Origin of the sequence: Atopomonas sediminilitoris (assembly GCF_022601735.1) — a bacterium.
Classification (GTDB): domain Bacteria; phylum Pseudomonadota; class Gammaproteobacteria; order Pseudomonadales; family Pseudomonadaceae; genus Atopomonas; species Atopomonas sediminilitoris.
On the sequence record NZ_JAKUMM010000001.1, the window covers coordinates 79,160 to 102,966 of the forward strand.

A 23,807-nucleotide genomic window follows, 5' to 3' on the forward strand; every position below is an offset into this window, starting at 1 on the left:
GCGCCCGTTGTGCTGTTCATACCCGGCTTAAGCCGATAAAAATTCGCCCATCACCGTCTTAACCTTGTCCATGCCTTGCTCTAACGCACGGTCAATCATGGCCATGGTGATCGCGCCCTCGCTCTTGCCGGCGGCGGCATTCACCACCAGAGCCAGCGTAACGTACGGCAAGCTCAGCTCGCGGGCTAATACGGTCTCCGGCATACCGGTCATGCCGACGATGTCGCAACCATCACGCTCCATCCGAGCGATTTCTGCCACGGTCTCTAAACGTGGCCCTTGGGTGCAACCGTAGACGCCATGCTCGCTGTGGCTGTAACCACACTCACGCAGGGCATCCACCAAGCGCTCACGCAGAGTCTCATCGTACGGCTGGGTAAAATCGACATGCGTAACGTGATCTAACTCACCCTCGTAGAAGGTGTGCTCACGCCCCCACGTGTAATCAATGATTTGGTTGGGCACGACTAAATGACCGGTGGGCATATCACGATGAATACCGCCAACGGCATTAATCGCCAACACCGCTTGCGCGCCTAGCTGCTTGAGCGCCCACAGGTTGGCGCGGTAGTTGACTTGATGCGGTGGAATACGATGCGGGTGACCGTGCCTCGCTAAAAACAGCACTTCACTGCCTGCAAACTCGCCTTTGATGATGTCGGCGGAGGTCATGCCGTAGGGCGTTTCCATATTCACTGCTTCGCGAATCATCAAACTGGGCAGCTGGGTCAGCCCTGTGCCGCCGATAATGGCGTAAGTGGTCATAACCTTCTCCTTAATCAATTAAGTGCGCGGCGCGCAAACGGTTGCGCACGGCCTGCCAACGCGGCGTCTGGCGATAATCTTCAACGTAGGCGCTGGCGCGCATGCGTGCCAATACTGCCGGCTCACTGACTTGGCGTTGTTGTAAGTGTTGCAGAGCTTGTAGAGCACCGCCACGATCGTTGCATACCAACACCATATCGCAGCCAGCGTCTAAGGCCGCATCCACGCGCTGCGCCATGCTGCCAGCAACATGCGCACCGGCCATGCACAAGTCATCACTAAAGATCACTCCGCTAAAGCCCAACTCTTGGCGCAGGATGTCTTGCAGCCAGCGCGTTGAAAAACCTGCAGGCTGCGCATCAACGGCCGGATAAATCACATGCGCCGGCATGACACCGTCCAGCTCACCAGCTAGCTGGGCAAACGGCACTAAATCTTGTTCACGGATTTGCGCTAACGAACGCTCATCCGTGGGGATCGCCACATGGCTATCGGCTTCGGCCCAGCCGTGCCCCGGGAAGTGCTTGCCGGTGGTTGGCATACCGGCCTCACGCATGCCTTGGATAAAGGCACCAGCCAATTCAGCTGCGCGCGCACCGGTGCTGGCAAAGGCACGATCACCGATCACTTCGCTGCGCCCGTAGTCTAAATCCAACACCGGCGCAAAACTGATATCCAAGCCAATGGCGAGCATTTCGACCGCCATCAGCCAGCCACAATCATGCGCCAGTGCACAGCCATCGGCTAAAGCATCAAAGCGGCGCATCGGCGGCAAACGACTGACGCCACTGCGCAAGCGCTGTACACGACCGCCCTCTTGGTCAATCGCCAAAATCAGCTCTGGGCGCACGGCGCGAATATCGCGGCACAAGGCTCGCACTTGCTCAGGTGATGCAATGTTACGGGCGAACAAAATCAGACCGCCGACTTCGGGCTGGCGCAATAATTCGCGGTCTTCAGCCGTCAAATAAGTGCCGGCAATATCCAGCATCAAAGAGCCTTGCATTGTGCTTCCTTAAGCAGCGCCTCTAGCGCTGGCTGATCAAGCGGGTGTTCACCAAGAAACACCAAACAGTTGTAGGGGGTGTGCTGAAAGAGATACAGCATGTCGTGATTATGCAGCCGTACGCAGCCATGCGAGCGCGGCACGCCCATGGGTTGGCTATCCGGCGTGCCGTGTAGGTAGATATAACGGGCAAAGGTGTCGCACTGACCGCCACGATTGAAGCCTGACTCCAACCCCACCAGCCACAAGATGCGAGTGAGAATCCAGTCACGCTCAGGCGCAGCTTGCTCAAGACGGGCATCGAGCACTTCACCCGTCCAACGCCTGCCACGCAGCACGGCAGCTACGGGTAAACCGTCACCAATGCGCGCGCGAACGCGATGCCAGCCACGCGGGGTTTTACCACTGCCCTGCTGCTCACCTATACCGTTCACACCGCTCGATATAGCGCACTGCCACACACGCTGGTTCGCGGCATAGGCGGTGAGTTGCTGGCTAGCAAGGCAAATATGCAGAAAATCAAAGGGAGGTGTCATGGGCGCCAAGCTTAGCCCAGCGCCCCGACAGGGAAAAGCGAGAGAGCCTCGCTTTGCGGCTGTTTTAGCTCGACTTGTGTCCGCGTGTGCGCGGTTTTAACTCTGCACTGATCAGTTTGTCATCGGTCAGTGACTGCGGCGCGCGCACACCGGCGGCCAAAAACGGCACCATCAAGCGCATAACCTGCTCTACCGAGGTATCCACACCGTAATCAGACTCGGCCATCGCGCGTAGCGCTTTGATGCTGGACATGCTGAATGACGCGGCACCCAGCATAAAGTGAATCCGCCAAAACAACTCTAACGGCGGCACGCGGGTGGGCGTGGTTTCGAGCAGCATTTCCATGTAGCGACGGAAAACGCGGCCATAGACTTCTTCAAGGTATTTACGCAGATGCCCTTGGCTTTGACTAAAGGCCAAACCCAGTAAGCGCATAAAAATCACTAGATCATCGCCAGAGCGCGGCTTAACCGCGAGCACTTGCGCCAGCAACACCTCCAGCATGTCTTCCAAAGTCGGCTTGGCGCCGCTGTTACGCGGATTTTGCCGACGATCTAATTCGCGCTCGAGATTTTGTGAAAACGGCGTCAGAAAACGCGAGAAAACCGCCTGAATCAGCGCCTTTTTCGAGCCGAAATGATAATTCACCGCCGCAAGGTTAACCCCTGCTTTACTGGTGATCATACGCAACGAGGTTTCCGCAAAGCCCTTTTCAGCAAAGAGCAGTTCTGCGGCATCTAGAATCCGCTCTACGGTTTCCGACTGGGCCATGAGGTTTTTCGCCTGACAAACACTTGTTTGAAACATACGTTTCAGCTGAGAAGCTTGTCAAGCGACGTATTTCTTGTCAGGCGTCAAGAATGTACAAAACCCACAAAGCGTGAGACGTACCACATCTCAGTGGCTGGCCTCAATCCGCCCCCCGGAGCGTAGCAAATAGCCCGCCCCAACCTCACCGACCAAGGCATCGCGCTGCACCGCCGGCAAATCATTCACCCCACCACGCAGGGCATAGGCTTTAAAGCCCATTTCACCAAGCAAAAACACCGCCGTCTCACTGCGCTTGCCGCTATCGCAGTAACACAGGTAAGTCAGTTCTGGGTTGAGTAATCGCGCTTTTAAACGCAACAAGTGCAGCGGCATGTTCACTGCTCGATGCGCGTGGCCTTGTTCGTACTCATCTTGCAAACGCACATCGAGCCACTGCGCATTTTGCGCCAGCAGCCGAGCGGCCTCGCCAAAGCTAACGCTGGCGACCAACGGTGCGCGCAAGTAGGTGTAAAAAGCTTGTTTGTCTAAGCGCAGCAACAAGCTGTCTTCCAGTAAGGTGACGCTGGCGTTACGTGGCTGCTCGCTGAGCAAGGCCTCCTCACCAAAACACGCGCCTTCTTCTAGCTCAGCCAATACTTGCTTGTCTGAATCCACGTCGCGGATAACCTGCGCACGTCCACGACAAAGAAAATAACAACAATCGCCAAGATCGCCTTGAGTGATGACATCCGTGCCTGCGGCTTGCTCAACGCGGGCCAAGCTTGCCAACAAAGGCCGAACGTTGGCGACAGGGACACGGCGAAACAATGGCGACTGCAACAATGACTCAAGCCAGCTTTGCTCTTCTTCGCTGTCCGCCTGCTCTAACAATAAGTCTTGATAGGCCTGCCGCCAGCTCACCAAGCGATCGAGCAAGGCACTGTCGACACGTAAGTAAGTAATGTCGGTTACCGCTCGCGCATCATGTTGCCGTGGCACCGCCGGCGACAATGGATGACAGCCCGTTAGTGAGCCTGCCATGACCAACTCGCGATTACCTTGCTCATCGGCTAGCTCCACCTCGCCGGACAGCAAATAGTAATGCTGTTGATCGCAGTCGCCACGGCGTAACACCCCTTGCCCTGCGAGCAGGCTCTCAATCTTTAACGATGGGCGCAGCTCACGCCACTGAGACTCGCTCAAGGCATTCAGCGGCACTAACCCACGCAACTGCTCTGATTGGAGAAAATCCACATCCATCGCCTTACTCATGCGGCCACCTCAGCGGACACTGGCCAGTCTGCTGTAGCACGTATTCCTTGCAATCCGCCGGTATGCAACATCACCAAACGGCTCCCGCGGGCAAACTTACCGTCAGCCAACTGATAGCGCAATGCTAGCAGTGCCTTCGCCGTGTAGACAGGCTCTAACACAACGCCTGTTTGCGCAAAAAACTCGGCAGCAAACGCAGCCAACGCTGTATCGCTCTGCGCAAAGCCACGACGACAAGCAAGAATAAGGCACGGGTCAGCTCTGAGTGTAGGTGGCAAATAGTGCTTCGGCACTGCCGACATCCCCCACACTGGGCATGAGGCTAAACGGGCCACCCCTTGCCACGTGGTACCCGTGCCAACGGGACAAACAACGGCATCGCAGCTGACCCAGCCAAGCGCCGGCAAGCTGGCGTGCAACACCTGCCATATGGCTTGCGCGCCCTGCTGCCCCAGCGCGCCATCGCCGCCTTCGGGCACCCACTGCAAATCGGGATGGCGGCGCTGCCAATCTTCGACAAAGTGCGCTTCACGCCGCGCGCGATACGCCTCACGGCTTAGCCAATGCAGCTGCATTCCCCAGCGCTGCACATCAGCCATGGTCTGACTGTCCACGGCCGGCCCACGCACCAAACCCACCGCAGTGATACCCATGCGCTGAGCCGCGGCAGCCATAGCGTGTAAATGGTTGGAGTGCGCACCGCCCAAGCTAATCAGACCACGGAGGCCTTGTTGTTGCATGCGCTCAATATAGGGCTGCAGCTTAAACAGCTTGTTACCGGAGACTTGAAGATCCAGCTGATCCAAACGCAATATCGCCAGCTCGCAGCCGGCTTCGATAAGCCACGGCGTCGATACTGGCTGTAACGGCAAAGTAGCGGGTATGGCCAGTTCGCGCATTAACCGACCGTGCGTAACGGCTGTTCGAGCGAACGATGCCGCGAGCAACAATTAGACTGCCCCGGTACGTAACGACTGGGCTGATCAACGCGATCGAGCGTAATCCCACAGCGTTCACCGCCGGGCAAACGCGTATCGCACGCAGGGCTCTGATAATGAGCTAGCCACTGGCGATAGACGCCTTCATTGACAAAGCATTTAGCGGCCGCAAAGGCCATGGGATTTTCTTGATAGCGCGGCATATCCGCCAAAGAGATCGTCAGATGCCCGGCGCCTGGGTGATACGCCACAAACACCACGCCCATATCGGTTAAGCGCTTAAGTAGCTGCCCTGGCCCGCCGGCTGATAGCTCATCGCAGCGTTTCTGCAATTGCTGCAACTCTTGTTGCAGCTTGCCTTCTTGCTCATGCCGGTAGGCCAACTCGACATCGCGAATCGCCACTTGCTCTTGCACATCGGCCACGGCCGCAGCAATTTTGATCGCCAACTCTTGCTCAAACTGCGCGCGCAGCACACCGGCTTCACTTTGACCGCTGTCTTGCAAATCGCGCAGTTGTTGCGTCATTTGCTCGCGCACACGCTGCGATTGATCGGCTTGTTCATGCAGCTTTTTTTTCAGACTGGCATTCAGCGACTCTTGCTGCTGCAAGGCTTGCTGCAAGTCGGCCAACTCGTGCTGCAAACCTTTCTGCAACTCGCCTTGGGCCAGCTTGTAGCGGGCAATTTCTTCTTCGTATTTTTGCTTAAGCGAGGTGAGCTGCAGGCGCTGCTGCTTAATCATTTGCGCCGATTTTTGCCGATACTCCTGCTCCATTTGCTCGGCTTGCGCTTTAAGCTGCTCGCTGTCGGCCTGCCCTGCACGCCACTGATCTTCAGCCGCCATTTGCAGATTGTCAGGCGTGAACACTGGCGGAACTTCTTCCTCCACCAACAAACCGAGATGGTTACGTTTCACCGCATCGCGAATCAGCGCTAGATCATTTTTTTGTGGCGAAAGACTCGGATCCCACAGGTGCATCTGATGCCATGACACAGGGCACTGGCTCTTGCAGCCTAAGCGGATGGGGCCTGCGCCCAGATCAGGGCCGCGACCGGCTGATTCAGCCAAGTGTCGCAAGGGAATATTCCAGCCTTTATCCGCACCGCCCTTCTCATCGAAATCGATAAGAAACGTCACCACGGCACGTACCAGCAAGCGCGGATTGATGAGTACATAAGCGGCGCACATTTCCCGGTCGGCAAACTCGGGCAAATTCACCACCCCATCGAGCAAGGCTTCGAACTCGGGGTAGAGCATTTCTTTGCTGACACCGCGTTCATTGAAGAACAAGACGGCCTCAACCATGTGCGGCTTCTTTTGCATCCGCCTTAAACTCCCTCTTATCGGTGGCTGTCAGTATTCTTTGGGCAAACACTGCTTACGCCAACCGCTTTGGTTTCAGTCTAGGGGAAAACCCAAAACCAACAATGTGATCAGGTTAGCAGGCGACCGCCCAGCGCCGACCGATAGCCATTAGCCAGATCAGTTTTGTGATCACCACCACAGTTATGACCACCACAACTTAGCCGTTAATCTTGCGGGCCGATGGGGAAAAACACGCCACCACTCCAAACGCCCAACCAGATGACACCGTCAATTTCGCGCGGTACGGCCAGCTCAACCAACTGATAAAACACACTGCGGGCAATTTTGGCTTCTAAATTGGCGCGCACATGCACGTAAGGTGCAGGCTCTTGTGTGGCTGGGTCTAACTCCACGCGAAGGGGATGCTCCTGACCGGCCTCCGCTTGATCATCCACATTGGTGACAAAGCGCAAACATTGCTGCTCGCCCAACCCCTCAACCTCTAGCTGCACAGCGACAAACGGGGCATCTTCAACTTGGATGCGCACCTTTTCTACCGGCGTGACCAAGTAGTAGCAGCCATCTTCATCGCGACGCATAACCGTCGAGAACAAACGCACCATCGCGGGCCGGCCAATCGGAGTGCCGAGGTAAAACCAGCTGCCATCACGCGCAATACGCATGTCGATATCGCCACAAAACGGGGGATTCCACAGGTGCACCGGCGGCAAACCCTTTTTCTCACGGGGGATGTTGGCCAGTAATGAGTCCGTCTTGGGGGTATCGCTCATGTCAGTCCTCTGCAAAGCCAAGTAAACGCCGCGCATAATCGGTCAGTGGTCGGCGCAGCAGATCCTCTGCCTCTTTATCGTAGAAGGTTAAAAAGCCGCCACGGCTTTTAATACGTGCTGTATCCACCAGATAGCCCGTGCCGACCTCAAGCAGCATCAGCTGCACGATCGCATGATCGCGACCGATATGCGTGAACTCCTCACGGTCTTCCCACTCTTCCCAGTTACCGATGTTTTCCTCAGCACTGGCGAAGCGGCCATACAGCAGATAATCCGCGCCAACACTGCGGGCTTGCTGCATCGCCTCATCTAAACCAGCAGGCTGTTTGGCGCGCCGCACTTGTGGAAAGTATTCCACAAAGCCCTTGAAGGCTTCTTCGGCCACGACGTTCGGTCGCGCATACGGATGCCCAACCGGCAGAAAATGGCCTTGGGCAATATAGATAAACGAGCTTTGCTGCAGCACCCAATTGGCGCGACGCTGGGTTTTGTGGTGCTCCAGCAGCCCCACATCACGCAGGTAATAGACGTTTTGATCGTAAAGGTCTGTGGGCTTCATGCAACCGCTTAGCATTAAGCAAAGCAGCAATAAACAGCGCGCGGCCATAGGGTGTCACCGAGTCAGGTTTCCGTCATACCGTGAAGCTCAATGCAGATTTTAGGCCACTCTTTACAAGCCACGCTGCCATTCTTGGCGCAAGCGAGCCTGATCGGGATGCTCAATCGCGGCGCGCACTTGCGCCAACAACCGTGCTTTGTCCGCGCCTAAAGTGCCCTTGAGGACTAAGTAGTTAGACGCATGATCGCTGCGAAATACCGTATCGTTTAACTCAAGTGTCGCCAGCAACAGCTCCACTTCGCGGAACAACTGCGCCTGAGTCAAGGGTTCGAAATCGGCAAACTGCTCGCGCAAGCGCACATCACCCAGCGGAAAGCTCACGACCAAGGTCGACAAAAACTCAGGCTGCGCCTCATTCATCAAACGGGCGGAGTTGCGGGCGTGCTGCTCACTGAGCACCTGTCCACCCATGCCGTTGAGGATCATCACCGAGCGCTTAATGCCGGCCTCACCCAATTTTTGCAGGGCATCGAGTGTACTGGCGTAGGTCTCCCCTTTGTGAATCCGCGCCAAAACTTCGTCATCGCCTGACTCAGCGCCAACATAGGCCATTTTTAGACCGGCATCGGCCAGCTCTTTTAACTCCGCCACCGATTTGCGGCGCAAGTTACGGGGCAAGCAATAGCTCGACACACGATTCACCTGCGGCATGTGCTCGCTAATCGCCTGCAAAATCGTCAGCAGACGCCGCGTCGGCAGCACCAGCGCATCACCATCGGCAAGAAAGACACGATTGACGATCAGCTGCTCACCACAACGGCGAATTTCATCCAGCACTTGGGCTTCATCACGAGCGCGGAATTTCTTCTGCGGCGCCGTGTACATGTCGCAAAACGTGCATTTATTCCACGAGCAACCGTTGGTTACTGGCAGGATCAGCGAATGCGCCTCACTCGGTGGGCGAAACACCGGCTCGATATAACTGACAGGGATCGCAGGATGCATGACTTATTGACCGTCGCTGCTTGGCTTAGGCTCCGCCGCGTCTGCGTCGCGACGACGCTTGCTGCGGTTGCCCATGCGCACACCGATGTCCATCAAGAAACGGAAGAAGGCATCCTCATCAGCAATCCCTTCACGCCATAGCGGTGAGTGATACAACGACACTGCGCCCTGCACCAAAGCCCACGCGGCCATGTAATGGAAGTACGGCGGTACGTCTTCTAGTTTGCCGTCTGAAATGCGCAGCTTGATCAGCTCGTGCACTTTCTCGAAGTTGGCGTTACGCACTTGACGCAACTCCGCCAACATCTCCGGCACTTGATTACTCTTGACCACTTTCTCTTCAAAGCGGTCAAACAAACGCGAACGCTGTGGATCACGGATACGAAATGCAAAGTACTCGCGCGACAAGGCTTCTTGATCACGGGAGATATCTTCCGAGCTGAACAGCTCAGCCAATTCACGCTCGTAATCCAGCAGCAGACGCAGATAAATCTCTGCCTTAGAGCGGAAATGCTTGTAGATAGTGCCTTTGCCGATCCCGACGGCATCGGCAATCATTTCAACGGTGACACTGTCTTCACCTTGTTCTAAGAACAGGCGCAGTGCGGTATCGAGGATTTCTTGTTCGCGACGACGAAACTCGCGCAACTTGCGTGATTCTTTCTGCATGTAATGGTTACGGCTTATGAGCAGACAAAGCGCGCTATTATGCCAACCTTTGCGCAAAATGCACGGAGACAGCGACCATGGGTCACTTTGAGAACGAATTCCCTCAGGACGACCACATCAGCTACCTCAACCACGCTGCCGTTGCACCTTGGCCACGACGCAGCCAACAGGCGGTGAGCCATTTTGCACAAGAAAACTGCCAGCAAGGCGCCACCCACTACCCCAGCTGGCTCAAAGTAGAGTCACGCTTACGTGAACGCCTGACACGCCTACTTAATGCCCCCAGCAGCGACGATATCGCACTGGTCAAAAACACCTCGGAGGCTTTGTCCTTTGTCGCGTTTGGGCTGGACTGGCGAGCGGGCGATGAAGTGGTCATCAGCGACCAAGAATTCCCCTCCAACCGAATAGTCTGGGAGGCCCTCGCCCCCTTAGGCGTGCAGGTTAAAATCGTCAGCCTTAACCACAGCAATCCGGAAGCCGCCTTGCTCGCCGCCTGCACGCCGCGCACGCGCCTCATGGCCATCAGCGCGGTGCAATACGCCAGCGGCTTGCGCCTCGACCTTGCCACTTTGGGCCAAGGCTGCCGGCAAGCGGGCGTACTGTTGTGTGTCGATGCCATTCAACAGCTCGGTGCGCAACCCATGGACGTGCAATCCTGCCACATCGACTTTGCCATGGCTGACGGGCATAAGTGGCTGCTCGGCCCAGAAGGCCTTGGCGTGTTTTATTGTCGCAGCGCCCTGCGCGAGCAACTGAAACTGCATGAGTACGGCTGGCATATGGTGGAACACGTCGGCGATTACAACCGGCCTGACTGGCAGCCTGCTGCTAGCGCCCGCCGATTTGAGTGCGGCAGCCCGAACATGCTTGGTGCTTATGCCTTGGAAGCCAGCCTGTCATTGCTCGAAGAAGTCAGCATGCCCACAGTGGCCGCATTGATTGATCAGAAGGTGAGCTTCTTGCTCGAAGGCCTTACACGCCGTGGCGACTGCCAAATCCTCAGCGCCAGCACCACCGAACGCCGCGCGGGGATTGTCACCTTCACGCTGGCCGGCCACGACACCGCCGCACTGCAGCAGCAGCTTATGCAGGCCGGCGTGATTTGCGCGCACCGCGGTGGCGGGATTCGCTTTTCGCCGCACTTTTACACAGCAGCCGTTGTGCTAGAGCGTGCGCTGGCCACTTTGCAGCGTTTGGCGCCGCGCAAATAATCGCAAAACTAGAGCAAAGCGCGCTAAAAGCGGCGGCATCTATTGCTAATCCGTTCTAAAACGGCTGGAAAAATGAACCATCTCACCAATACTTAAAGTCACTGGTGCGCGGCATACCCCCCCAAGTGCCCGACCAGTTTTAGGTACCGTGGATCGTGTACCGTTGTTTCACTCCTAATGGTCTTGACCCGGATTCATCCCCCAGAACCCGGGTTTTTTTTATCTCAAAGAAAGCCAACGCACCCGCAGCACCAACGCCAAGGCATACAGCAAATACAGCGCCACCAAGGCCAGCAAGGCAAACTTGATCAACGCACTGTCACGCGCCAAGAGCACCCAACCACCCCGCACCTCGCCAAACAACAAGCGAATTAAGGCGTAGTTTTCTAACGCGTCCATGGTCGCGGCCGCCAACGGTAGCCAAGGCATGAGTCGCGCAAGGCGACTGTCGTCCTCGCCCCATGCGGCAAAACACACACACGCCAACGACAGCGCCAAGCCGTAGACCAGCAAGAAAAAATAATCCAAGCCCAAACTCAGCGCAGCGTACTGCCGTCCCTTCTCGCCCCACGCCACCTGAATGGCCAAGCTGGCCTCCAACGACTCAGCCAGCTCAAAAGAGATAATGCCCTGCGGCACCGACTCGTTAATCAGCCGTGCACCGACTTGCGCCATCACATACACCAGCACTAAAGCCAATGCCGCAAAAGCCAAGAAACAGCGTGTCCGCCAGCGTGGTGTTATCCAGACCATGGGTTGCAACATAGACAGGCACCTGTGGTTGTTATTGTGAGGTGGATTTCACCATACCATGAGCAAATGACCTTTCGTCGCGCAACAAAAAGCCCGCAGCAAAGCTGCGGGCTTAATGCCACTAAAGCGCTGTTACTTCGCCAACAAGCGCATGCCTTCTTCTAGCCCCTGCAAGGTCAGCGGGAACATCTGCTCATTGACCAGCTCACGCACCAAACTGGTGGACGCGGTGTAGTCCCACGTGTGTTTGGGGTACGGATTAATCCAAATCACTTTTTTGAATTTATCCATAAAGCGGCGCATCCATACGTAGCCGGCTTCTTCGTTCCAGTGCTCAACACTGCCTCCGGCTTGGGTGATTTCGTAGGGCGCCATGGCCGCGTCACCCACAAACACCACTTTGTAGTCCGAACCGTATTTATGCAGCAGATCAAACGTTGAGGTGCGCTCACTGGTGCGGCGCAGGTTGTTCTTCCACACACTTTCATAAACAAAGTTATGAAAGTAGAAGTACTCCAAATGCTTGAACTCCGTCTTACAGGCTGAGAACAGCTCTTCGCAGACCTTCACGTGCGCATCCATCGAGCCGCCAATATCCAACAGCAACAGCAGTTTGACGGTATTACGCCGCTCGGGGCGCATTTGAATATTCAGCAAACCCGCATCTTTGGCGGTGTGGTCGATGGTGCCGTTGAGATCAAACTCATCCGCGGCGCCTTCACGGGCAAACTTACGCAGTCGGCGTAAGGCCACTTTAATGTTGCGCGTGCCCAGTTCGACTTGATCATCGAGGTTTTTATACTCGCGCTGATCCCACACTTTGGCGGCTTTACCTTGGCGTTTGCCCGCATCGCCAACACGAATGCCTTCAGGGTTAAAACCGCCCGAACCAAACGGACTGGTGCCGCCGGTGCCAATCCATTTATTGCCGCCTTCGTGGCGCTCTTTTTGCTCTTCGAGGCGCTTTTTAAACTCTTCGATGAGCTTATCCAGCCCCCCTAAACTCTCGATCTGCGCACGCTCTTCATCGCTTAACTGGCGCTCAAATTCTTTGCGCAGCCACTCATCGGGAATCAGTGCTTCGATATGCTCATTGAGGTTTTCGAGGCCCTTGAAGTAAGCGCCAAAGGCACGGTCAAACTTATCGAAATGACGTTCGTCTTTTACCAAGATGGCGCGCGAGAGGTAATAAAACTCGTCCATATCGGCAAACACGACATTGCGTTTGAGTGCATTGATTAAATCCAGCAACTCACGCACTGACACTGGCACTTTGGCCGAGCGCATTTCGTTAAACAGGTTGAGCAACATCGGTTTGCCCTCTTGTATTGGACAATACTTGAACGCAGCGAGCGCAGCCTACCAAGCCAAACTCGCCGCGCATCAGGCTAACGATGGCCTTAGCGGCCTGCACGGCGGCTCATAAAGGCCAGACGCTCAAGCAGTTGCACGTCTTGTTCGTTCTTCACCAAAGCACCGGCCAACGGCGGAATTGCTTTGGTGGGGTCGCGCTCACGCAGCACCGCTTCACCAATGTTGTCGGCCATCAACAGCTTCAACCAGTCGACCAGCTCGCTGGTGGAAGGCTTCTTCTTCAGGCCCGGCACTTTGCGCACATCGAAGAATACTTCCAAGGCTTCGTTGACCAGCTCGCCGCTGATTTTCGGGTAATGCACATCGACAATCTGCTTCAGCGTCGAGCGATCTGGGAAGGCGATGTAATGGAAGAAGCAACGGCGCAAGAAGGCGTCCGGCAGTTCTTTTTCATTGTTCGAGGTGATGATGATGATCGGGCGCTTACTGGCCTTGATGGTTTCATCCGTCTCGTAAACATAGAACTCCATCTTGTCGAGTTCTTGCAGCAAGTCGTTGGGGAACTCGATATCGGCCTTGTCGATTTCGTCAATCAGCAGAATGACGCGCTCTTCTGACTCAAAGGCTTCCCACAACTTGCCTTTCTTAATGTAGTTGCGCACATCGTGCACTTTGTCCGCGTTGAGTTGCGAGTCACGCAGGCGGCTCACGGCATCGTATTCATACAGGCCTTGATGCGCCTTGGTGGTCGACTTGATGTGCCACGTGATCAGCTTGGCGTCAAAGGCCTCGGCCAACTGTTCAGCCAGCATGGTTTTACCGGTACCTGGCTCGCCTTTTACCAGCAGCGGGCGCTCTAGGGTGATGGCCGCGTTAACAGCCAGCTTCAGGTCGTCGGTGGCAACGTAGGACTGAGTACCTTCAAACTTCATCTTTTTGCTCTCGGCATGAACTCACGGAAGACTTTCATGGTATGCGCCACCCCACTTTCAAACAAGCGTTTGGCTACCCGACCGACCATAGGCTAGGGGCCAATTAGAGCCTTATCCAATCGCCTGATGGCCCGCTATAGACGCTGGACGCTGGCGCGTTAGCGACTTAGTCTTAACCCTTTTGATAGGCAAGGAATCCAGCCATGAGCCGCATTTTCGCCGACAACTCGCAAGCCATCGGCAACACTCCGCTAATCCGCATCAATCGCTTAGGCCCCGAAGGCGTAACCATTCTGGCCAAGAACGAGGGCCGCAACCCGGCGTACTCAGTCAAGTGCCGCATTGGTGCCAGCATGGTCTGGGACGCCGAAGCTTCCGGCCGCCTAAAGCCCGGCATGACCTTAGTCGAGCCCACCAGCGGCAACACTGGCATCGGCCTGGCTTTTGTTGCGGCTTCGCGCGGCTACCCGCTGATTCTGACCATGCCTGCGTCAATGAGCTTGGAACGCCGCAAGGTACTTAAGGCACTGGGGGCAGAACTGATCCTGACTGAAGCCGCCAAGGGCATGAAAGGCGCTATCGAAAAAGCCGCTGAAATTGCCGCCGCCGACCCGAGCCAATACCTGTTGCTGCAACAGTTTGAGAATCCGGCCAACCCCGCTATCCATGAAAAAACCACCGGCCCAGAAATCTGGAACGACACCGACGGCGCCATTGATGTGCTGGTTTCAGGCGTCGGCACCGGCGGCACCATCACCGGTGTTTCGCGTTATATCAAGCAAGCCTGTGGCAAGAAAATAACCTCAATTGCGGTCGAGCCCATCACGTCACCGGTGATCAGCCAAACCATCGCCGGCGCTGAGGTGCAGCCTGCCCCGCACAAAATCCAAGGCATCGGCGCCGGTTTTGTGCCGAAGAACCTCGATTTGTCACTGGTCGACCGCGTCGAGCAAGTCAGCGACGACGAAGCCAAAACCATGGCCCTGCGCTTAATGCGTGAAGAAGGCATTCTGTGCGGCATTTCCTGTGGCGCCGCCATGGCAGCTGCAGTGCGCGTTGCGCAAGAGCCAGCCATGCAAGGCAAGACTATCGTGGTGATTTTGCCGGATTCCGGCGAGCGCTACTTGTCGAGCATGCTGTTTGCTGACCTATTCACCGAGCAAGAGTTAACCGCCTAAATGCTGCCACGGCTTTTATCCATAGTCGCCCTCACCGCCACGCTCGTGTCGCTACCCGCTTGGGCGGCGACGCTCGCGCCCGGCACCGCAGAGCACTACCTGAGCGCACAGCAAGCCCTGCGCAACGGCGACCATAACCGCGCCCGGCGCGAGCTTGAACTCGCCGCCAATGGCGGACTGGTAGAAGCACAACTGCAACTGGCCAAACAACTGCCCGCCAAACGTGCCGAGCCCTGGTTACGCCGCGCCGTGCGTGGCGGCTCACTCGCCGCAGCAGAGTCCTTGGCGCAACTGTATTACCAGCGCGCCGCTTACCGGCGCGCTGCACAATGCTGGCTACTGGCGGCTCACTCTGGGCGTAGCCAAGCGCAAGCCCGCCTCGGCGCGCTGCAAGTTGTGGGGCTGGGCTTACCCAAAGACATCGAACAGGCCTACGCTTGGTTGAACTTAGCTGCCAGCGCCGGTGATGCCGATGTCATCAGCCTGCGCGATGGCCTTGAAAGCAACCTCAGCACCGAACAACTGCATGCCGCGCAACGCCGCTCACGCGAACTGCCCGCCGCCATGCCCAACATTGCCGGCGAACCCGCCTGCGGCGAATAATTAGCCGATAGCCCGCGCTAGAAGGACCCCTTTGATGCTTACTCCGCACCAAGCCAGCGATATTGCCCAGCTGATTCTGGATGGCTTTGATTCCTACCGAGCGCGCTTTCGCGAGATCACCCACGGCGCTGTCGAGCGTTTCGAGCAAGCGCACTGGCAAGAAGCGCAACAAGCCTCCGCCGAGCGGATCAACCTGTACGAAGCCAAGGTCAACGAAGTGGTTAAGCGCTTTAGCGCCCGCTACGGCGATCAGGCCATGCACAGCCTTGAAGAGTGGCCACTGGTTAAGAATGCTTATATCCAGTTGATCGAACCCAGAATGGACGATGAGCTGTCAGAAACCTGGTTCAACTCGATCTTCTGTAGCGTGTTTCATCACGATCACATCAGCGATGGCTGCATGTTTGTGCACACCACGCGCCCATCCATGCGCAGCCATAACCGTCTACCACAAACCTGGCGCTACCAAGTCCGTGGCGAGCTTGACCGGGTAGCGGTGCAAATTCTCGAAGATTATCGCTTTGCCGTGCCGTATGAAGACATCGCCCGCGACACCCACTTGCTGCTGACGCACTTGCAGCAAGCGCTCCCAGATTGGGTGCAAAAAGATAGCGAACTGATCATTGAGTTCTTGCGGCCGGTGTTTTACCGCAACAAAGGTGCGTACTTGGTCGGGCGCATCAAAAGCCCTGACGAGCAGTGGCCGTTAGTGATCCCGTTGGTGCACCACGAAGGTCGCGGCATTGCCCTAGACACCGTGATCACCGACGAGGCCGAAGTCTCCATCATCTTCTCCTTCACCCGCTCCTACTTCTTGGTCGATGTACCGGTGCCTGCCGAGCTGGTTGCTTTCTTAAAGCAGATTCTGCCGGGCAAGCAACCTGCCGAGCTGTACAGCTCACTAGGCTTTTATAAGCACGGCAAGACTGAGTTTTATCGCGCCATGCTCAACCATCTCGCCAACCATGATGACAAATTCATCATGGCCCCCGGCGTGCGCGGCATGGTGATGAGTGTGTTTACCCTGCCCGGCTTCAATACCGTGTTTAAGGTGATCAAAGATAAGTTCGCCCCACCTAAAGAGGTGAACAAACAGATCGTCAAAGAAAAATACGATCTGGTGAAACGCCACGACCGCGTTGGCCGCATGGCCGATACCCAGCAGTTCAGCCATATCCGTGTACCCAAGGATAAATTCGAGACCGAGTGCTTAACCGAACTGCTCGAAGTAGCCAGCGAAATCATCCGCCTGGATGGCGATCACGTTGTGATTGAGCACATGTGGGTCGAGCGGCGCATGATTCCGCTGAACATCTACCTTGAAACCGCCAGCGAAAGCCAAACCCTCGCCGCGATTGACGACTACGGCATGGCGATCAAACAGCTCGCCGCGGCCAACATCTTCCCAGGCGACATGCTGCTGAAAAACTTTGGCGTCACGCGTCACGGCCGTGTGGTGTTCTACGACTACGATGAGATTTGCTACCTCACCGAGGCAAACTTCCGCAAAATTCCACCGCCACGCTACCCCGAAGACGAAATGGCCAGCGAGCCGTGGTACAGCGTCGGCCCCAACGACGTATTCCCCGAAGAGTTTCCGGTGTTCTTGTTCAGCGACATCAAGCTCAGGCGCTTGTTTAGCAAGATGCACGCAGACCTGTTTGAGGCCTCTTACTGGCAAGGCCTGCAAGAACAAATCCGTGCCGGCACCGTGATAGACGTGTTCCCGTATCGGCGCCATCACGCCAGCGAATAACAACGCCACGCAATAAAAAACCGACGGTCAATGCGTCGGTTTTTTATTGGCTCAATAACAGCAGGATTAACGCAAAGCAGGCGCGCCGGTCATCCCCGTCCACAGCGCCAAGTGTTCGGCCATACTGGCGCCTAAGCGCTTGGCGAAACGATCTAGCGGCGTGTCTTGCAGTGTGAAGTCGGCGATATTTTCTTCACCCACCACTTCACGAGCCACGTAACTGGTATTACCCAGCGCATCAATCAAGCCCAAGTTCAGCGCTTGCTCGCCTGACCACACCAAACCTGAAAACAACTCCGGATGCTCGTCCGCTTTCAAGCGATCGCCGCGGCCTTGTTTCACACTATTAATGAACTGCTCATGGGTGGTTTTGAGCACGCCCTGCCAAAACTCCGTCTCAACTTCTTTTTGCGGTTGGAACGGATCCAAGAACGCCTTGTGCTCGCCCGAGGTGTAGACACGACGCTCAACGCCAAGCTTTTGCATCACCTCGACAAAACCAAAGCTAGCCGCGGTCACACCAATGGAGCCAACCAAGCTGGCTTTATCGGCATAAATAGCATCGGCCGCGCTGGCAATGTAATACGCGCCCGAAGCGCCCAAGTCGGTAATAACCGCATAGACCTTGATGTCCTCATGCTTGCTGCGCAGGCGACGAATTTCATCGTAGATATATCCGGACTGCACTGGGCTGCCGCCCGGGCTATTAATCCGCAACACCACGCCTTTGGTGTTCTCGTCTTCAAACGCGGCACGCAGGCTGCCGATCACGTTGTCGGCACTGGCTTCTTCTTGATCAGCAATCACGCCGCGCACTTCAATCACGGCTGTGTGCGGGCCACCTTGACTCGCTTTACCACCCAAGCCGGCCAAAGGCGAAAACAAGGCAACGGCGATAAACAAATAAGCAAAGGTTAAAAACTTAAAAAAGATGCCCCAGCGCCGTGCGCGCTTTTGTTCTTGCAAGCCAGCTAAGGACACCTTTTCCAGCAACTGCCACGCTTTAGCATCGTCCTTTGCTGGGTTACGGGTGGGTTCATTCCATTCGTCAGAGTGCATGTTCTGCCTTTTCGGTGAGGAAACGCTTGAGATAGACGTCGATATCAACAAATTGGTTCAGTAACGCATCGGGCTTTTCTAATGCCAACGTGTCAGCAGGCATCGCCCCATAAGCAGCCGCGATAGCCCCAACGCCAGCATGGCGCGCCATGCGCAAATCATAAACAGAATCACCCACCATCAGGGCTTGGCTTGGCGCCACACCGCACTGCGCCATGATTTCATGCAGCATCTGCGGATGTGGCTTGCTGGCGGTCTCGTCTGCGCAGCGCGTGGTGACAAAGTAATCTTGCAGACCTTTGTTGCTCAGCACGCGATCCAAGCCGCGACGACTCTTACCCGTGGCAACCGCAAGCTGCATACCGCGCTCACGCAACGACTCCAGCATGTCAAAAACACCAGGGAAAAACGCCGACGGCTCATCTTCTAAGGCCAAGTAATGCCCCACGTAGGCCTGCTTAAATGGCTCAAAGCGCGAGTCGTTCAGTAATTCCGGATACAACTCAGCAATCGCCTCTGGCAGCCCTAAACCAATGATGCCTTTAACCGCTGCATCACTTTGCTGCGCGATCCCAACGGCAGTCGCGGCAACGTGCATGGACTCAACGATACGGCCGATGGAGTCAACCAAGGTGCCGTCCCAGTCGAGCATTAATAAGCGAACGGGCTCAGTCATCTTGCAACTGCCCCATCACCTGCTCCCATGTCTCGTCGACCGGCGCATTGAGGCTCAGCGGCGTGCCGTCGGGCAGGGTTAAGTTCAGTGAAACCGCGTGCAAGAACAGCCGCTTGCCGCCCAAGTCACGGATTTCTTTGTCGAAGCCTTCATCGCCATATTTAGCATCGCCCGCAATCGAATGCCCAGCATGCTTGGCATGCACGCGAATCTGGTGGGTGCGACCGGTGACCGGGCTTGCCTCGACCAGCGTGGCGTAGCGGCCGAAACGGCGCAGCACTTTGAACAACGTCAGTGCTTCTTTGCCTTCGGGATTCACGTCCACCATACGCTCGCCAGAGCGCAGAGTATTTTTCAGTAAAGGCGCATGCACCTTACGCGTGCCGGTGGGCCAATGACCGCGCACCAACGCCCAGTAGCGTTTATCCACCCCATCACCGCGCAGTGCAGCGTGCAAGTGCCGCAACATGCTGCGTTTTTTCGCCAGCATCAAGAGACCTGACGTGTCGCGATCTAGGCGGTGGACCAACTCCAGTTCCTTGGCCTCAGGGCGCAACTGGCGGAAGGCTTCAATCACCCCAAAGCTCAAACCGCTGCCGCCATGCACCGCGATACCAGCGGGCTTGTTCACCACCAGCAAGCCTTTATCTTCATACACAATCGCCTGTTCAAGCCGCTCCAGCAAAGGCTGAGCCACCACCGGCGTTTCATTCGGTTCAGGCAGGCGGATAGGCGGCACGCGCACAATATCGCCGCCTTGAATGCGGTATTCAGGTTTTACCCGACCTTTATTTACCCGCACTTCACCTTTACGCAAGATGCGGTAAATCAATGTTTTAGGGGCACCCTTAAGCTGGGTACGCAAATAGTTGTCGATACGCTGGCCGGCTAGTTCTTCAGGGACTTCAAGAAACTGCACTGACTGCGCATTAGTAGGCTTAGAATTCATCGACGCATGATACTTTTTTCTTGTAATTGAAGCACTTCCTATTAGCTGCTAAGCTGCCGACACCCGCCAAAAGTGGGCTTTATTGTGTGGTTATTTGGCTGATGACAGCGACTAGCACACACTATTGATGCAATAGGTCGTGGCTTCGACCCGCAGGAAAGCCGGCAAACGCCGAGACACCTGCAACCCAAGCCCCCAAACGTTATGAAAAAAAGCGCGCAGGCACAGCTTGCGATTGTTAACCGCTCCCAAACCGTGAGTGGCACCCGATTCTTCAAAGGTTTCGTGCAGGTGGAGATGCACAGTTGGCATGCGTTGCACTCAAGCATTAATAAGACGTGAGTTTCTCCGTCCGCCCGCCAACTGATTCCTCCTCCTGAAATGAGTGCTTCTGTACTGATCTACAGAGAAGCAGGAACGTAGTCGCCGTTGACGTTAAACGGTTAGACACAAAGCAGCATGACTGCTGAGTAACGCGCCTGACACGCGACCGCAAGGATCGTGTGTGCCGTCGCGGTTTCCCGAGCTTGGAAACCCAACGGTAACGCATGAAAAGAATGCTAATTAACGCAACTCAACCCGAAGAGTTGCGCGTTGCACTGGTAGACGGCCAGCGTCTGTTTGATTTGGACATCGAATCCGGTGCCCGTGAGCAGAAAAAAGCCAACATCTACAAAGGGCGCATCACTCGCGTCGAACCCAGCCTAGAAGCGGCTTTTGTCGACTACGGCTCGGATCGCCACGGCTTCCTCCCCCTCAAAGAAATTTCGCGCGAATACTTCAAAAAAGGCGTCGACGGTCGTGCCAGCATTAAAGAATTGCTGAGCGAAGGCCAAGAAATCGTCGTGCAAGTCGAGAAAGAAGAGCGTGGCAACAAGGGCGCGGCCCTGACCACCTTCATCTCGCTAGCCGGCCGCTACATGGTGTTGATGCCCAACAACCCGCGTGCCGGTGGCATTTCGCGCCGCATTGAAGGCGAAGAGCGCAACGAACTGCGCGAGGCCTTGAACGGTCTGAACACCCCCGCCGATATGGGCCTGATCGTCCGTACCGCCGGCCTCGGCCGCTCCAGCGAAGAGCTGCAGTGGGACTTGGACTACCTGCTGCAGCTGTGGAGCGCCATCAGTGAGGCATCCACCCAGCGCGCCGCACCGTTTTTGATCTACCAAGAAAGCAACGTCATCATCCGCGCCATCCGCGACTATCTGCGTCAGGACATCGGCGAAGTATTGGTCGACACTCACGCCGCCTACGAAGAAGCACTGGCTTTCGTGCAGCAGGTGATGCCGAATTACCAAAGCAAGATCAAGCTGTACCAAGACAGCGTGCCGCTGTTTAACCGCTTCCAGATCGAAAGCCAGATTGAGTCGGCCTTCGCCCGCGAAGTGAAGCTGCCTTCTGGTGGCTCGTTGGTGATCGACCCGACCGAAGCTTTGGTGTCCATCGACATCAACTCGGCACGCGCCACCAAAGGCGGCGACATCGAAGAAACCGCCCTGCAAACCAACCTTGAAGCCGCTGAAGAAATCGCCCGCCAACTGCGCCTGCGCGACATCGGCGGCTTGATCGTGATCGACTTCATCGACATGACGCCGGCAAAAAACCAGCGCGCGGTGGAAGAAAAAGTCCGCGAAAGCCTCGAAGCCGACCGCGCCCGCGTGCAAGTCGGTCGCATTTCGCGCTTTGGCCTTCTGGAAATGTCACGCCAACGTCTGCGCCCCTCCCTGCGTGAAACCAGCGGCATCGTCTGCCCACGCTGTAATGGTCAAGGCATCATTCGTGACGTTGAATCGCTGTCACTGGCGATTCTGCGCCTGATCGAAGAAGAGGCCCTGAAAGAGCGCACAGCTGAAGTTCGCGCCCACGTGCCACTGCAAGTAGCGGCGTTCTTGCTCAACGAGAAGCGCAACGCCATTACCCGCACTGAGCTACGCACCAAAGTGCGCATCGTGATTCTGCCGAGCGAGCAGCTAGAAACGCCGCACTTTGAAGTGCAGCGCCTGCGCGACGACAGCCCGGAAGTGCAAAGCCTGCAGCTGAGCTACGAAATGGCTGAGCACGAGCATGAGCACACCCAAGAAGCGCCGCCGGCGGCCACCCGCACCTTGGTTCGCCAAGAAGCGGCGGTGAAAAGCTTGGCGCCAACGCGTACCGCCCCACCAACACCACAAGCTGAAGCACCTGTGGCAGCGGCAGCGGTTGCCGAGCAGCCGAGCATGTTCAAAGGCTTGATCAAGTCGCTGGTTGGTCTGTTTGCCCGCGAACAAGCGCCGCAAGCAGAAGCCAAGCCCAGCAAGCAAGACGACAGCCAAAGCGAGCGCAACGAGCGTCGTCGCGAAGGTCGTAACAACCGTCGTAACCGTGACGAGCAACGCGGCGAGCGTGGCGGCCGTAACCGTCGCAACGACAAGCGTAACGAGCGCGACACCACTGAGCCGCGCGAGCAGGACAACAGCAACAACGCCAACAGCGAAGCGCAAGAAGCAGAACGTCGCGAGCGTCGTGAGCGCAACGAGCAGCGCCGTGCCGAGCAGCGTGCGCGCCGCGAAGCCGAGCGTGCTGAGCGTGCCGAACGCAAAGCCGAGCAAAGCAAAGCTGAGCAAGACAACGAGCGCACCGAGCAAGCGGCTAGCGACAGCCAAAATGATGCGCAAGACAACGACAACAACAGCGATGACAACGACTCACAGCGTCCACGTCGCCGCTCGCGTGGTCAGCGTCGCCGCAGCAACCGCCGCGAGCGCATGCGCGATGCCGGCATTGAAGACGGCAACGATGATGGCAGCGACAACAGCGATGGCAACAACGCCGAAGCAAGCGCCAACAGCACGGCACCGATCGCCGCAGCCGCAGCCGCAGAGACCGCTGTTGCCACCAGCGAGCCCCTCAACACTGACGCCGACAATACGCCAGCGAGCAGTGAACCCGCTGCTGAAGGCAATGAACGCCCTGCGCGCGCCCCACGTGAGCGCCGCGAGCGTCGTGAGCGCAAGCCGCGCGAAGCGCGCTCCAGCGATGAAGCCGTGAGCGACGAAGCCGTTAGCAAAGAAGCGCTCAACAATGAAACCAGCAGTGAAGCGCCCGCCGATACTGCCACTAGCAACGTAGCAGAAGCATCCGCCAATCGTGACGAGCCTGTGCCCGCACCAAGCACTGCCGTGCCGGTTGCGGAAAACAACGCCACAGAAGCCAGCCACGAAGCGCCAGCAGCAGTGACTGCCGAAGCCGCACCGGTTGCCAACGCGCCTCAAGCCACCGCAGCAGTAGCCCCAGCAGTGGCCGCCGAACCAGCGGTAGAAAACACCGGCGCACGTGCGGCTAACGACCCGCGCGAGCGTCGTCGTCTTCGCCTTGAAGCGGAGCGTCAAGCCAAGCTGGCCGCCGAAGCTGCCGCAGCCGCACCTGCTGCCGTTGACGCCCCTGCCGCCGAAGCTGACGACTCAGCGGCACCTGCCACTGAGTCTGAGCCAGCCCCAGCGCCTGCTGAGGTCGCTGCGCCCATAGCCAGTGAAGCCGTCAACAACAGCGAAGCAGCAGCCGAAGCGCCCGCCGTAGAAGCTGAGACTGAAGCTGAAGCTGAAAAGACCGAAGACAGTAAAGCGCAATAACGCTTTCGCCTCTTCGACAACAAGCCGGCCCTGTGCCGGCTTGTTGCGTTTTTAGCCCACCATTGCTCAGGCCATTCTCACTGACGTTACAGGTCAGCCCGCTACAGTCCGCGCAGCCGTTGAGGTTCATAAAAAAGTACCCAAGCTGTTTCATCGATGAAACAGC

Annotated in this window: 22 protein-coding genes; 5 read left to right on the forward strand and 17 right to left on the reverse strand. The window is 56.7% G+C overall.

Annotation, left to right across the window (positions count from 1 at the left end; genetic code table 11):
* Positions 1 to 27: 27 nt before the first annotated feature.
* From MKI83_RS00370 to MKI83_RS00420, 11 genes are all read right to left on the reverse strand, one after another.
* A complete protein-coding gene (locus MKI83_RS00370) occupies positions 28 to 765 on the reverse strand; it encodes an S-methyl-5'-thioinosine phosphorylase (protein ID WP_241582653.1) in 738 nt (245 codons plus the stop codon).
* Positions 766 to 775: 10 nt separating this feature from the next.
* Positions 776 to 1,771, reverse strand: coding sequence for a beta-N-acetylhexosaminidase (gene nagZ, locus MKI83_RS00375; RefSeq protein ID WP_241582654.1), 996 nt, complete (start codon positions 1,769 to 1,771; stop codon positions 776 to 778).
* Positions 1,756 to 2,307 (reverse strand): L,D-transpeptidase, encoded by a 552-nt coding sequence (locus tag MKI83_RS00380; protein ID WP_241582655.1) that lies wholly within the window; start codon positions 2,305 to 2,307, stop codon positions 1,756 to 1,758. The genes nagZ and MKI83_RS00380 overlap by 16 nt, the downstream gene beginning before the upstream one ends.
* Positions 2,308 to 2,371: 64 nt before the next feature.
* Positions 2,372 to 3,079, reverse strand: coding sequence for a TetR/AcrR family transcriptional regulator (locus MKI83_RS00385; protein ID WP_241582656.1), 708 nt, complete (start codon positions 3,077 to 3,079; stop codon positions 2,372 to 2,374).
* A 126-nt stretch (positions 3,080 to 3,205) separates the two neighbouring features.
* Positions 3,206 to 4,330 carry a cyclic nucleotide-binding domain-containing protein gene (locus MKI83_RS00390; protein ID WP_241582657.1) on the reverse strand — a complete coding sequence of 375 codons (1,125 nt, stop codon included), beginning with the start codon at positions 4,328 to 4,330 and terminating at the stop codon, positions 3,206 to 3,208.
* Positions 4,327 to 5,229: a 1-aminocyclopropane-1-carboxylate deaminase/D-cysteine desulfhydrase gene (locus tag MKI83_RS00395; protein ID WP_241582658.1), complete on the reverse strand. Its 903-nt coding sequence runs from the start codon at positions 5,227 to 5,229 to the stop codon at positions 4,327 to 4,329. The genes MKI83_RS00390 and MKI83_RS00395 overlap by 4 nt, the downstream gene beginning before the upstream one ends.
* Positions 5,229 to 6,593, reverse strand: coding sequence for a chromosome partitioning protein ParA (locus MKI83_RS00400; RefSeq protein WP_241582659.1), 1,365 nt, complete (start codon positions 6,591 to 6,593; stop codon positions 5,229 to 5,231). Before MKI83_RS00400 ends, MKI83_RS00395 begins: the two co-directional genes overlap by 1 nt.
* A gap of 206 nt (positions 6,594 to 6,799) precedes the next feature.
* Complete coding sequence (locus tag MKI83_RS00405) at positions 6,800 to 7,366, reverse strand: DUF1285 domain-containing protein (protein WP_241582660.1); 567 nt, start codon at positions 7,364 to 7,366, stop codon at positions 6,800 to 6,802.
* 1 nt (position 7,367) lies between these two features.
* Positions 7,368 to 7,973, reverse strand: a complete 606-nt coding sequence (locus MKI83_RS00410) for a DUF4823 domain-containing protein (protein WP_241582661.1) — start codon at positions 7,971 to 7,973, stop codon at positions 7,368 to 7,370.
* A 63-nt stretch (positions 7,974 to 8,036) separates the two neighbouring features.
* Complete coding sequence (locus MKI83_RS00415; RefSeq protein ID WP_241582662.1) at positions 8,037 to 8,930, reverse strand: radical SAM protein; 894 nt, start codon at positions 8,928 to 8,930, stop codon at positions 8,037 to 8,039.
* Between the two features lie 3 nt (positions 8,931 to 8,933).
* A complete protein-coding gene (locus MKI83_RS00420; RefSeq protein WP_241582663.1) occupies positions 8,934 to 9,599 on the reverse strand; it encodes a TetR/AcrR family transcriptional regulator in 666 nt (221 codons plus the stop codon).
* Positions 9,600 to 9,676: 77 nt separating this feature from the next.
* On the opposite strand from MKI83_RS00420, the gene MKI83_RS00425 reads away from it, so the two are divergent.
* Positions 9,677 to 10,813 (forward strand): aminotransferase class V-fold PLP-dependent enzyme, encoded by a 1,137-nt coding sequence (locus MKI83_RS00425; protein WP_241582664.1) that lies wholly within the window; start codon positions 9,677 to 9,679, stop codon positions 10,811 to 10,813.
* A gap of 219 nt (positions 10,814 to 11,032) precedes the next feature.
* Here MKI83_RS00425 and MKI83_RS00430 read toward each other — a convergent pair whose 3' ends face one another.
* The 3 genes from MKI83_RS00430 to MKI83_RS00440 form a co-directional block, all read right to left on the reverse strand.
* The gene (locus MKI83_RS00430; RefSeq protein WP_241582665.1) at positions 11,033 to 11,578 is read right to left on the reverse strand and encodes a hypothetical protein; all 546 of its coding nucleotides are present in this window, start codon (positions 11,576 to 11,578) and stop codon (positions 11,033 to 11,035) included.
* Between the two features lie 120 nt (positions 11,579 to 11,698).
* Entirely contained in the window at positions 11,699 to 12,877 is a 1,179-nt protein-coding gene (locus MKI83_RS00435) for a vWA domain-containing protein (RefSeq protein ID WP_241582666.1), read from the reverse strand.
* An 89-nt stretch (positions 12,878 to 12,966) separates the two neighbouring features.
* Positions 12,967 to 13,812, reverse strand: a complete 846-nt coding sequence (locus MKI83_RS00440; protein WP_241582667.1) for an AAA family ATPase — start codon at positions 13,810 to 13,812, stop codon at positions 12,967 to 12,969.
* A gap of 203 nt (positions 13,813 to 14,015) precedes the next feature.
* On the opposite strand from MKI83_RS00440, the gene cysK reads away from it, so the two are divergent.
* Genes cysK through aceK form a run of 3 tightly spaced genes read left to right on the forward strand, consistent with a single transcriptional unit; the run spans position 14,016 to position 17,349 of the window.
* Positions 14,016 to 14,990 (forward strand): cysteine synthase A, encoded by a 975-nt coding sequence (cysK, locus tag MKI83_RS00445; protein WP_241582668.1) that lies wholly within the window; start codon positions 14,016 to 14,018, stop codon positions 14,988 to 14,990.
* Complete coding sequence (locus MKI83_RS00450) at positions 14,991 to 15,593, forward strand: tetratricopeptide repeat protein (RefSeq protein ID WP_241582669.1); 603 nt, start codon at positions 14,991 to 14,993, stop codon at positions 15,591 to 15,593.
* A gap of 34 nt (positions 15,594 to 15,627) precedes the next feature.
* Positions 15,628 to 17,349, forward strand: a complete 1,722-nt coding sequence (aceK, locus tag MKI83_RS00455; RefSeq protein ID WP_241582670.1) for a bifunctional isocitrate dehydrogenase kinase/phosphatase — start codon at positions 15,628 to 15,630, stop codon at positions 17,347 to 17,349.
* A gap of 66 nt (positions 17,350 to 17,415) precedes the next feature.
* Here aceK and sppA read toward each other — a convergent pair whose 3' ends face one another.
* Genes sppA through rluC form a run of 3 tightly spaced genes read right to left on the reverse strand, consistent with a single transcriptional unit; the run spans position 17,416 to position 20,033 of the window.
* Positions 17,416 to 18,408, reverse strand: coding sequence for a signal peptide peptidase SppA (gene sppA, locus MKI83_RS00460; RefSeq protein ID WP_241582671.1), 993 nt, complete (start codon positions 18,406 to 18,408; stop codon positions 17,416 to 17,418).
* The gene (locus MKI83_RS00465; protein WP_241582672.1) at positions 18,398 to 19,084 is read right to left on the reverse strand and encodes an HAD-IA family hydrolase; all 687 of its coding nucleotides are present in this window, start codon (positions 19,082 to 19,084) and stop codon (positions 18,398 to 18,400) included. Before MKI83_RS00465 ends, sppA begins: the two co-directional genes overlap by 11 nt.
* On the reverse strand, positions 19,077 to 20,033 hold the full coding sequence (gene rluC / locus MKI83_RS00470; protein ID WP_241582673.1) for a 23S rRNA pseudouridine(955/2504/2580) synthase RluC: 957 nt from the start codon (positions 20,031 to 20,033) through the stop codon (positions 19,077 to 19,079). Before rluC ends, MKI83_RS00465 begins: the two co-directional genes overlap by 8 nt.
* Before the next feature lie 548 nt (positions 20,034 to 20,581).
* Here rluC and rne point away from each other — a divergent pair.
* The gene (gene rne, locus MKI83_RS00475; RefSeq protein ID WP_241582674.1) at positions 20,582 to 23,641 is read left to right on the forward strand and encodes a ribonuclease E; all 3,060 of its coding nucleotides are present in this window, start codon (positions 20,582 to 20,584) and stop codon (positions 23,639 to 23,641) included.
* The last annotated feature ends 166 nt before the right edge of the window (positions 23,642 to 23,807 follow it).

Coding starts and splice junctions, on each gene's coding strand:
- cysK (WP_241582668.1), top strand. CDS start 14,016: ATGAGCCGCATTTTCGCCGACAACTCGCAAGCCATCGGCAACACTCCG.
- MKI83_RS00420 (WP_241582663.1), bottom strand. CDS start 9,599: ATGCAGAAAGAATCACGCAAGTTGCGCGAGTTTCGTCGTCGCGAACAA.
- MKI83_RS00425 (WP_241582664.1), top strand. CDS start 9,677: ATGGGTCACTTTGAGAACGAATTCCCTCAGGACGACCACATCAGCTAC.
- MKI83_RS00430 (WP_241582665.1), bottom strand. CDS start 11,578: ATGTTGCAACCCATGGTCTGGATAACACCACGCTGGCGGACACGCTGT.
- MKI83_RS00440 (WP_241582667.1), bottom strand. CDS start 13,812: ATGAAGTTTGAAGGTACTCAGTCCTACGTTGCCACCGACGACCTGAAG.
- MKI83_RS00450 (WP_241582669.1), top strand. CDS start 14,991: ATGCTGCCACGGCTTTTATCCATAGTCGCCCTCACCGCCACGCTCGTG.
- nagZ (WP_241582654.1), bottom strand. CDS start 1,771: ATGCAAGGCTCTTTGATGCTGGATATTGCCGGCACTTATTTGACGGCT.
- MKI83_RS00395 (WP_241582658.1), bottom strand. CDS start 5,229: ATGCGCGAACTGGCCATACCCGCTACTTTGCCGTTACAGCCAGTATCG.
- MKI83_RS00405 (WP_241582660.1), bottom strand. CDS start 7,366: ATGAGCGATACCCCCAAGACGGACTCATTACTGGCCAACATCCCCCGT.
- MKI83_RS00400 (WP_241582659.1), bottom strand. CDS start 6,593: ATGCAAAAGAAGCCGCACATGGTTGAGGCCGTCTTGTTCTTCAATGAA.
- MKI83_RS00380 (WP_241582655.1), bottom strand. CDS start 2,307: ATGACACCTCCCTTTGATTTTCTGCATATTTGCCTTGCTAGCCAGCAA.
- rluC (WP_241582673.1), bottom strand. CDS start 20,033: ATGAATTCTAAGCCTACTAATGCGCAGTCAGTGCAGTTTCTTGAAGTC.
- MKI83_RS00415 (WP_241582662.1), bottom strand. CDS start 8,930: ATGCATCCTGCGATCCCTGTCAGTTATATCGAGCCGGTGTTTCGCCCA.
- rne (WP_241582674.1), top strand. CDS start 20,582: ATGAAAAGAATGCTAATTAACGCAACTCAACCCGAAGAGTTGCGCGTT.
- MKI83_RS00465 (WP_241582672.1), bottom strand. CDS start 19,084: ATGACTGAGCCCGTTCGCTTATTAATGCTCGACTGGGACGGCACCTTG.
- MKI83_RS00410 (WP_241582661.1), bottom strand. CDS start 7,973: ATGGCCGCGCGCTGTTTATTGCTGCTTTGCTTAATGCTAAGCGGTTGC.
- MKI83_RS00435 (WP_241582666.1), bottom strand. CDS start 12,877: ATGTTGCTCAACCTGTTTAACGAAATGCGCTCGGCCAAAGTGCCAGTG.
- sppA (WP_241582671.1), bottom strand. CDS start 18,408: ATGCACTCTGACGAATGGAATGAACCCACCCGTAACCCAGCAAAGGAC.
- aceK (WP_241582670.1), top strand. CDS start 15,628: ATGCTTACTCCGCACCAAGCCAGCGATATTGCCCAGCTGATTCTGGAT.
- MKI83_RS00370 (WP_241582653.1), bottom strand. CDS start 765: ATGACCACTTACGCCATTATCGGCGGCACAGGGCTGACCCAGCTGCCC.
- MKI83_RS00385 (WP_241582656.1), bottom strand. CDS start 3,079: ATGGCCCAGTCGGAAACCGTAGAGCGGATTCTAGATGCCGCAGAACTG.
- MKI83_RS00390 (WP_241582657.1), bottom strand. CDS start 4,330: ATGAGTAAGGCGATGGATGTGGATTTTCTCCAATCAGAGCAGTTGCGT.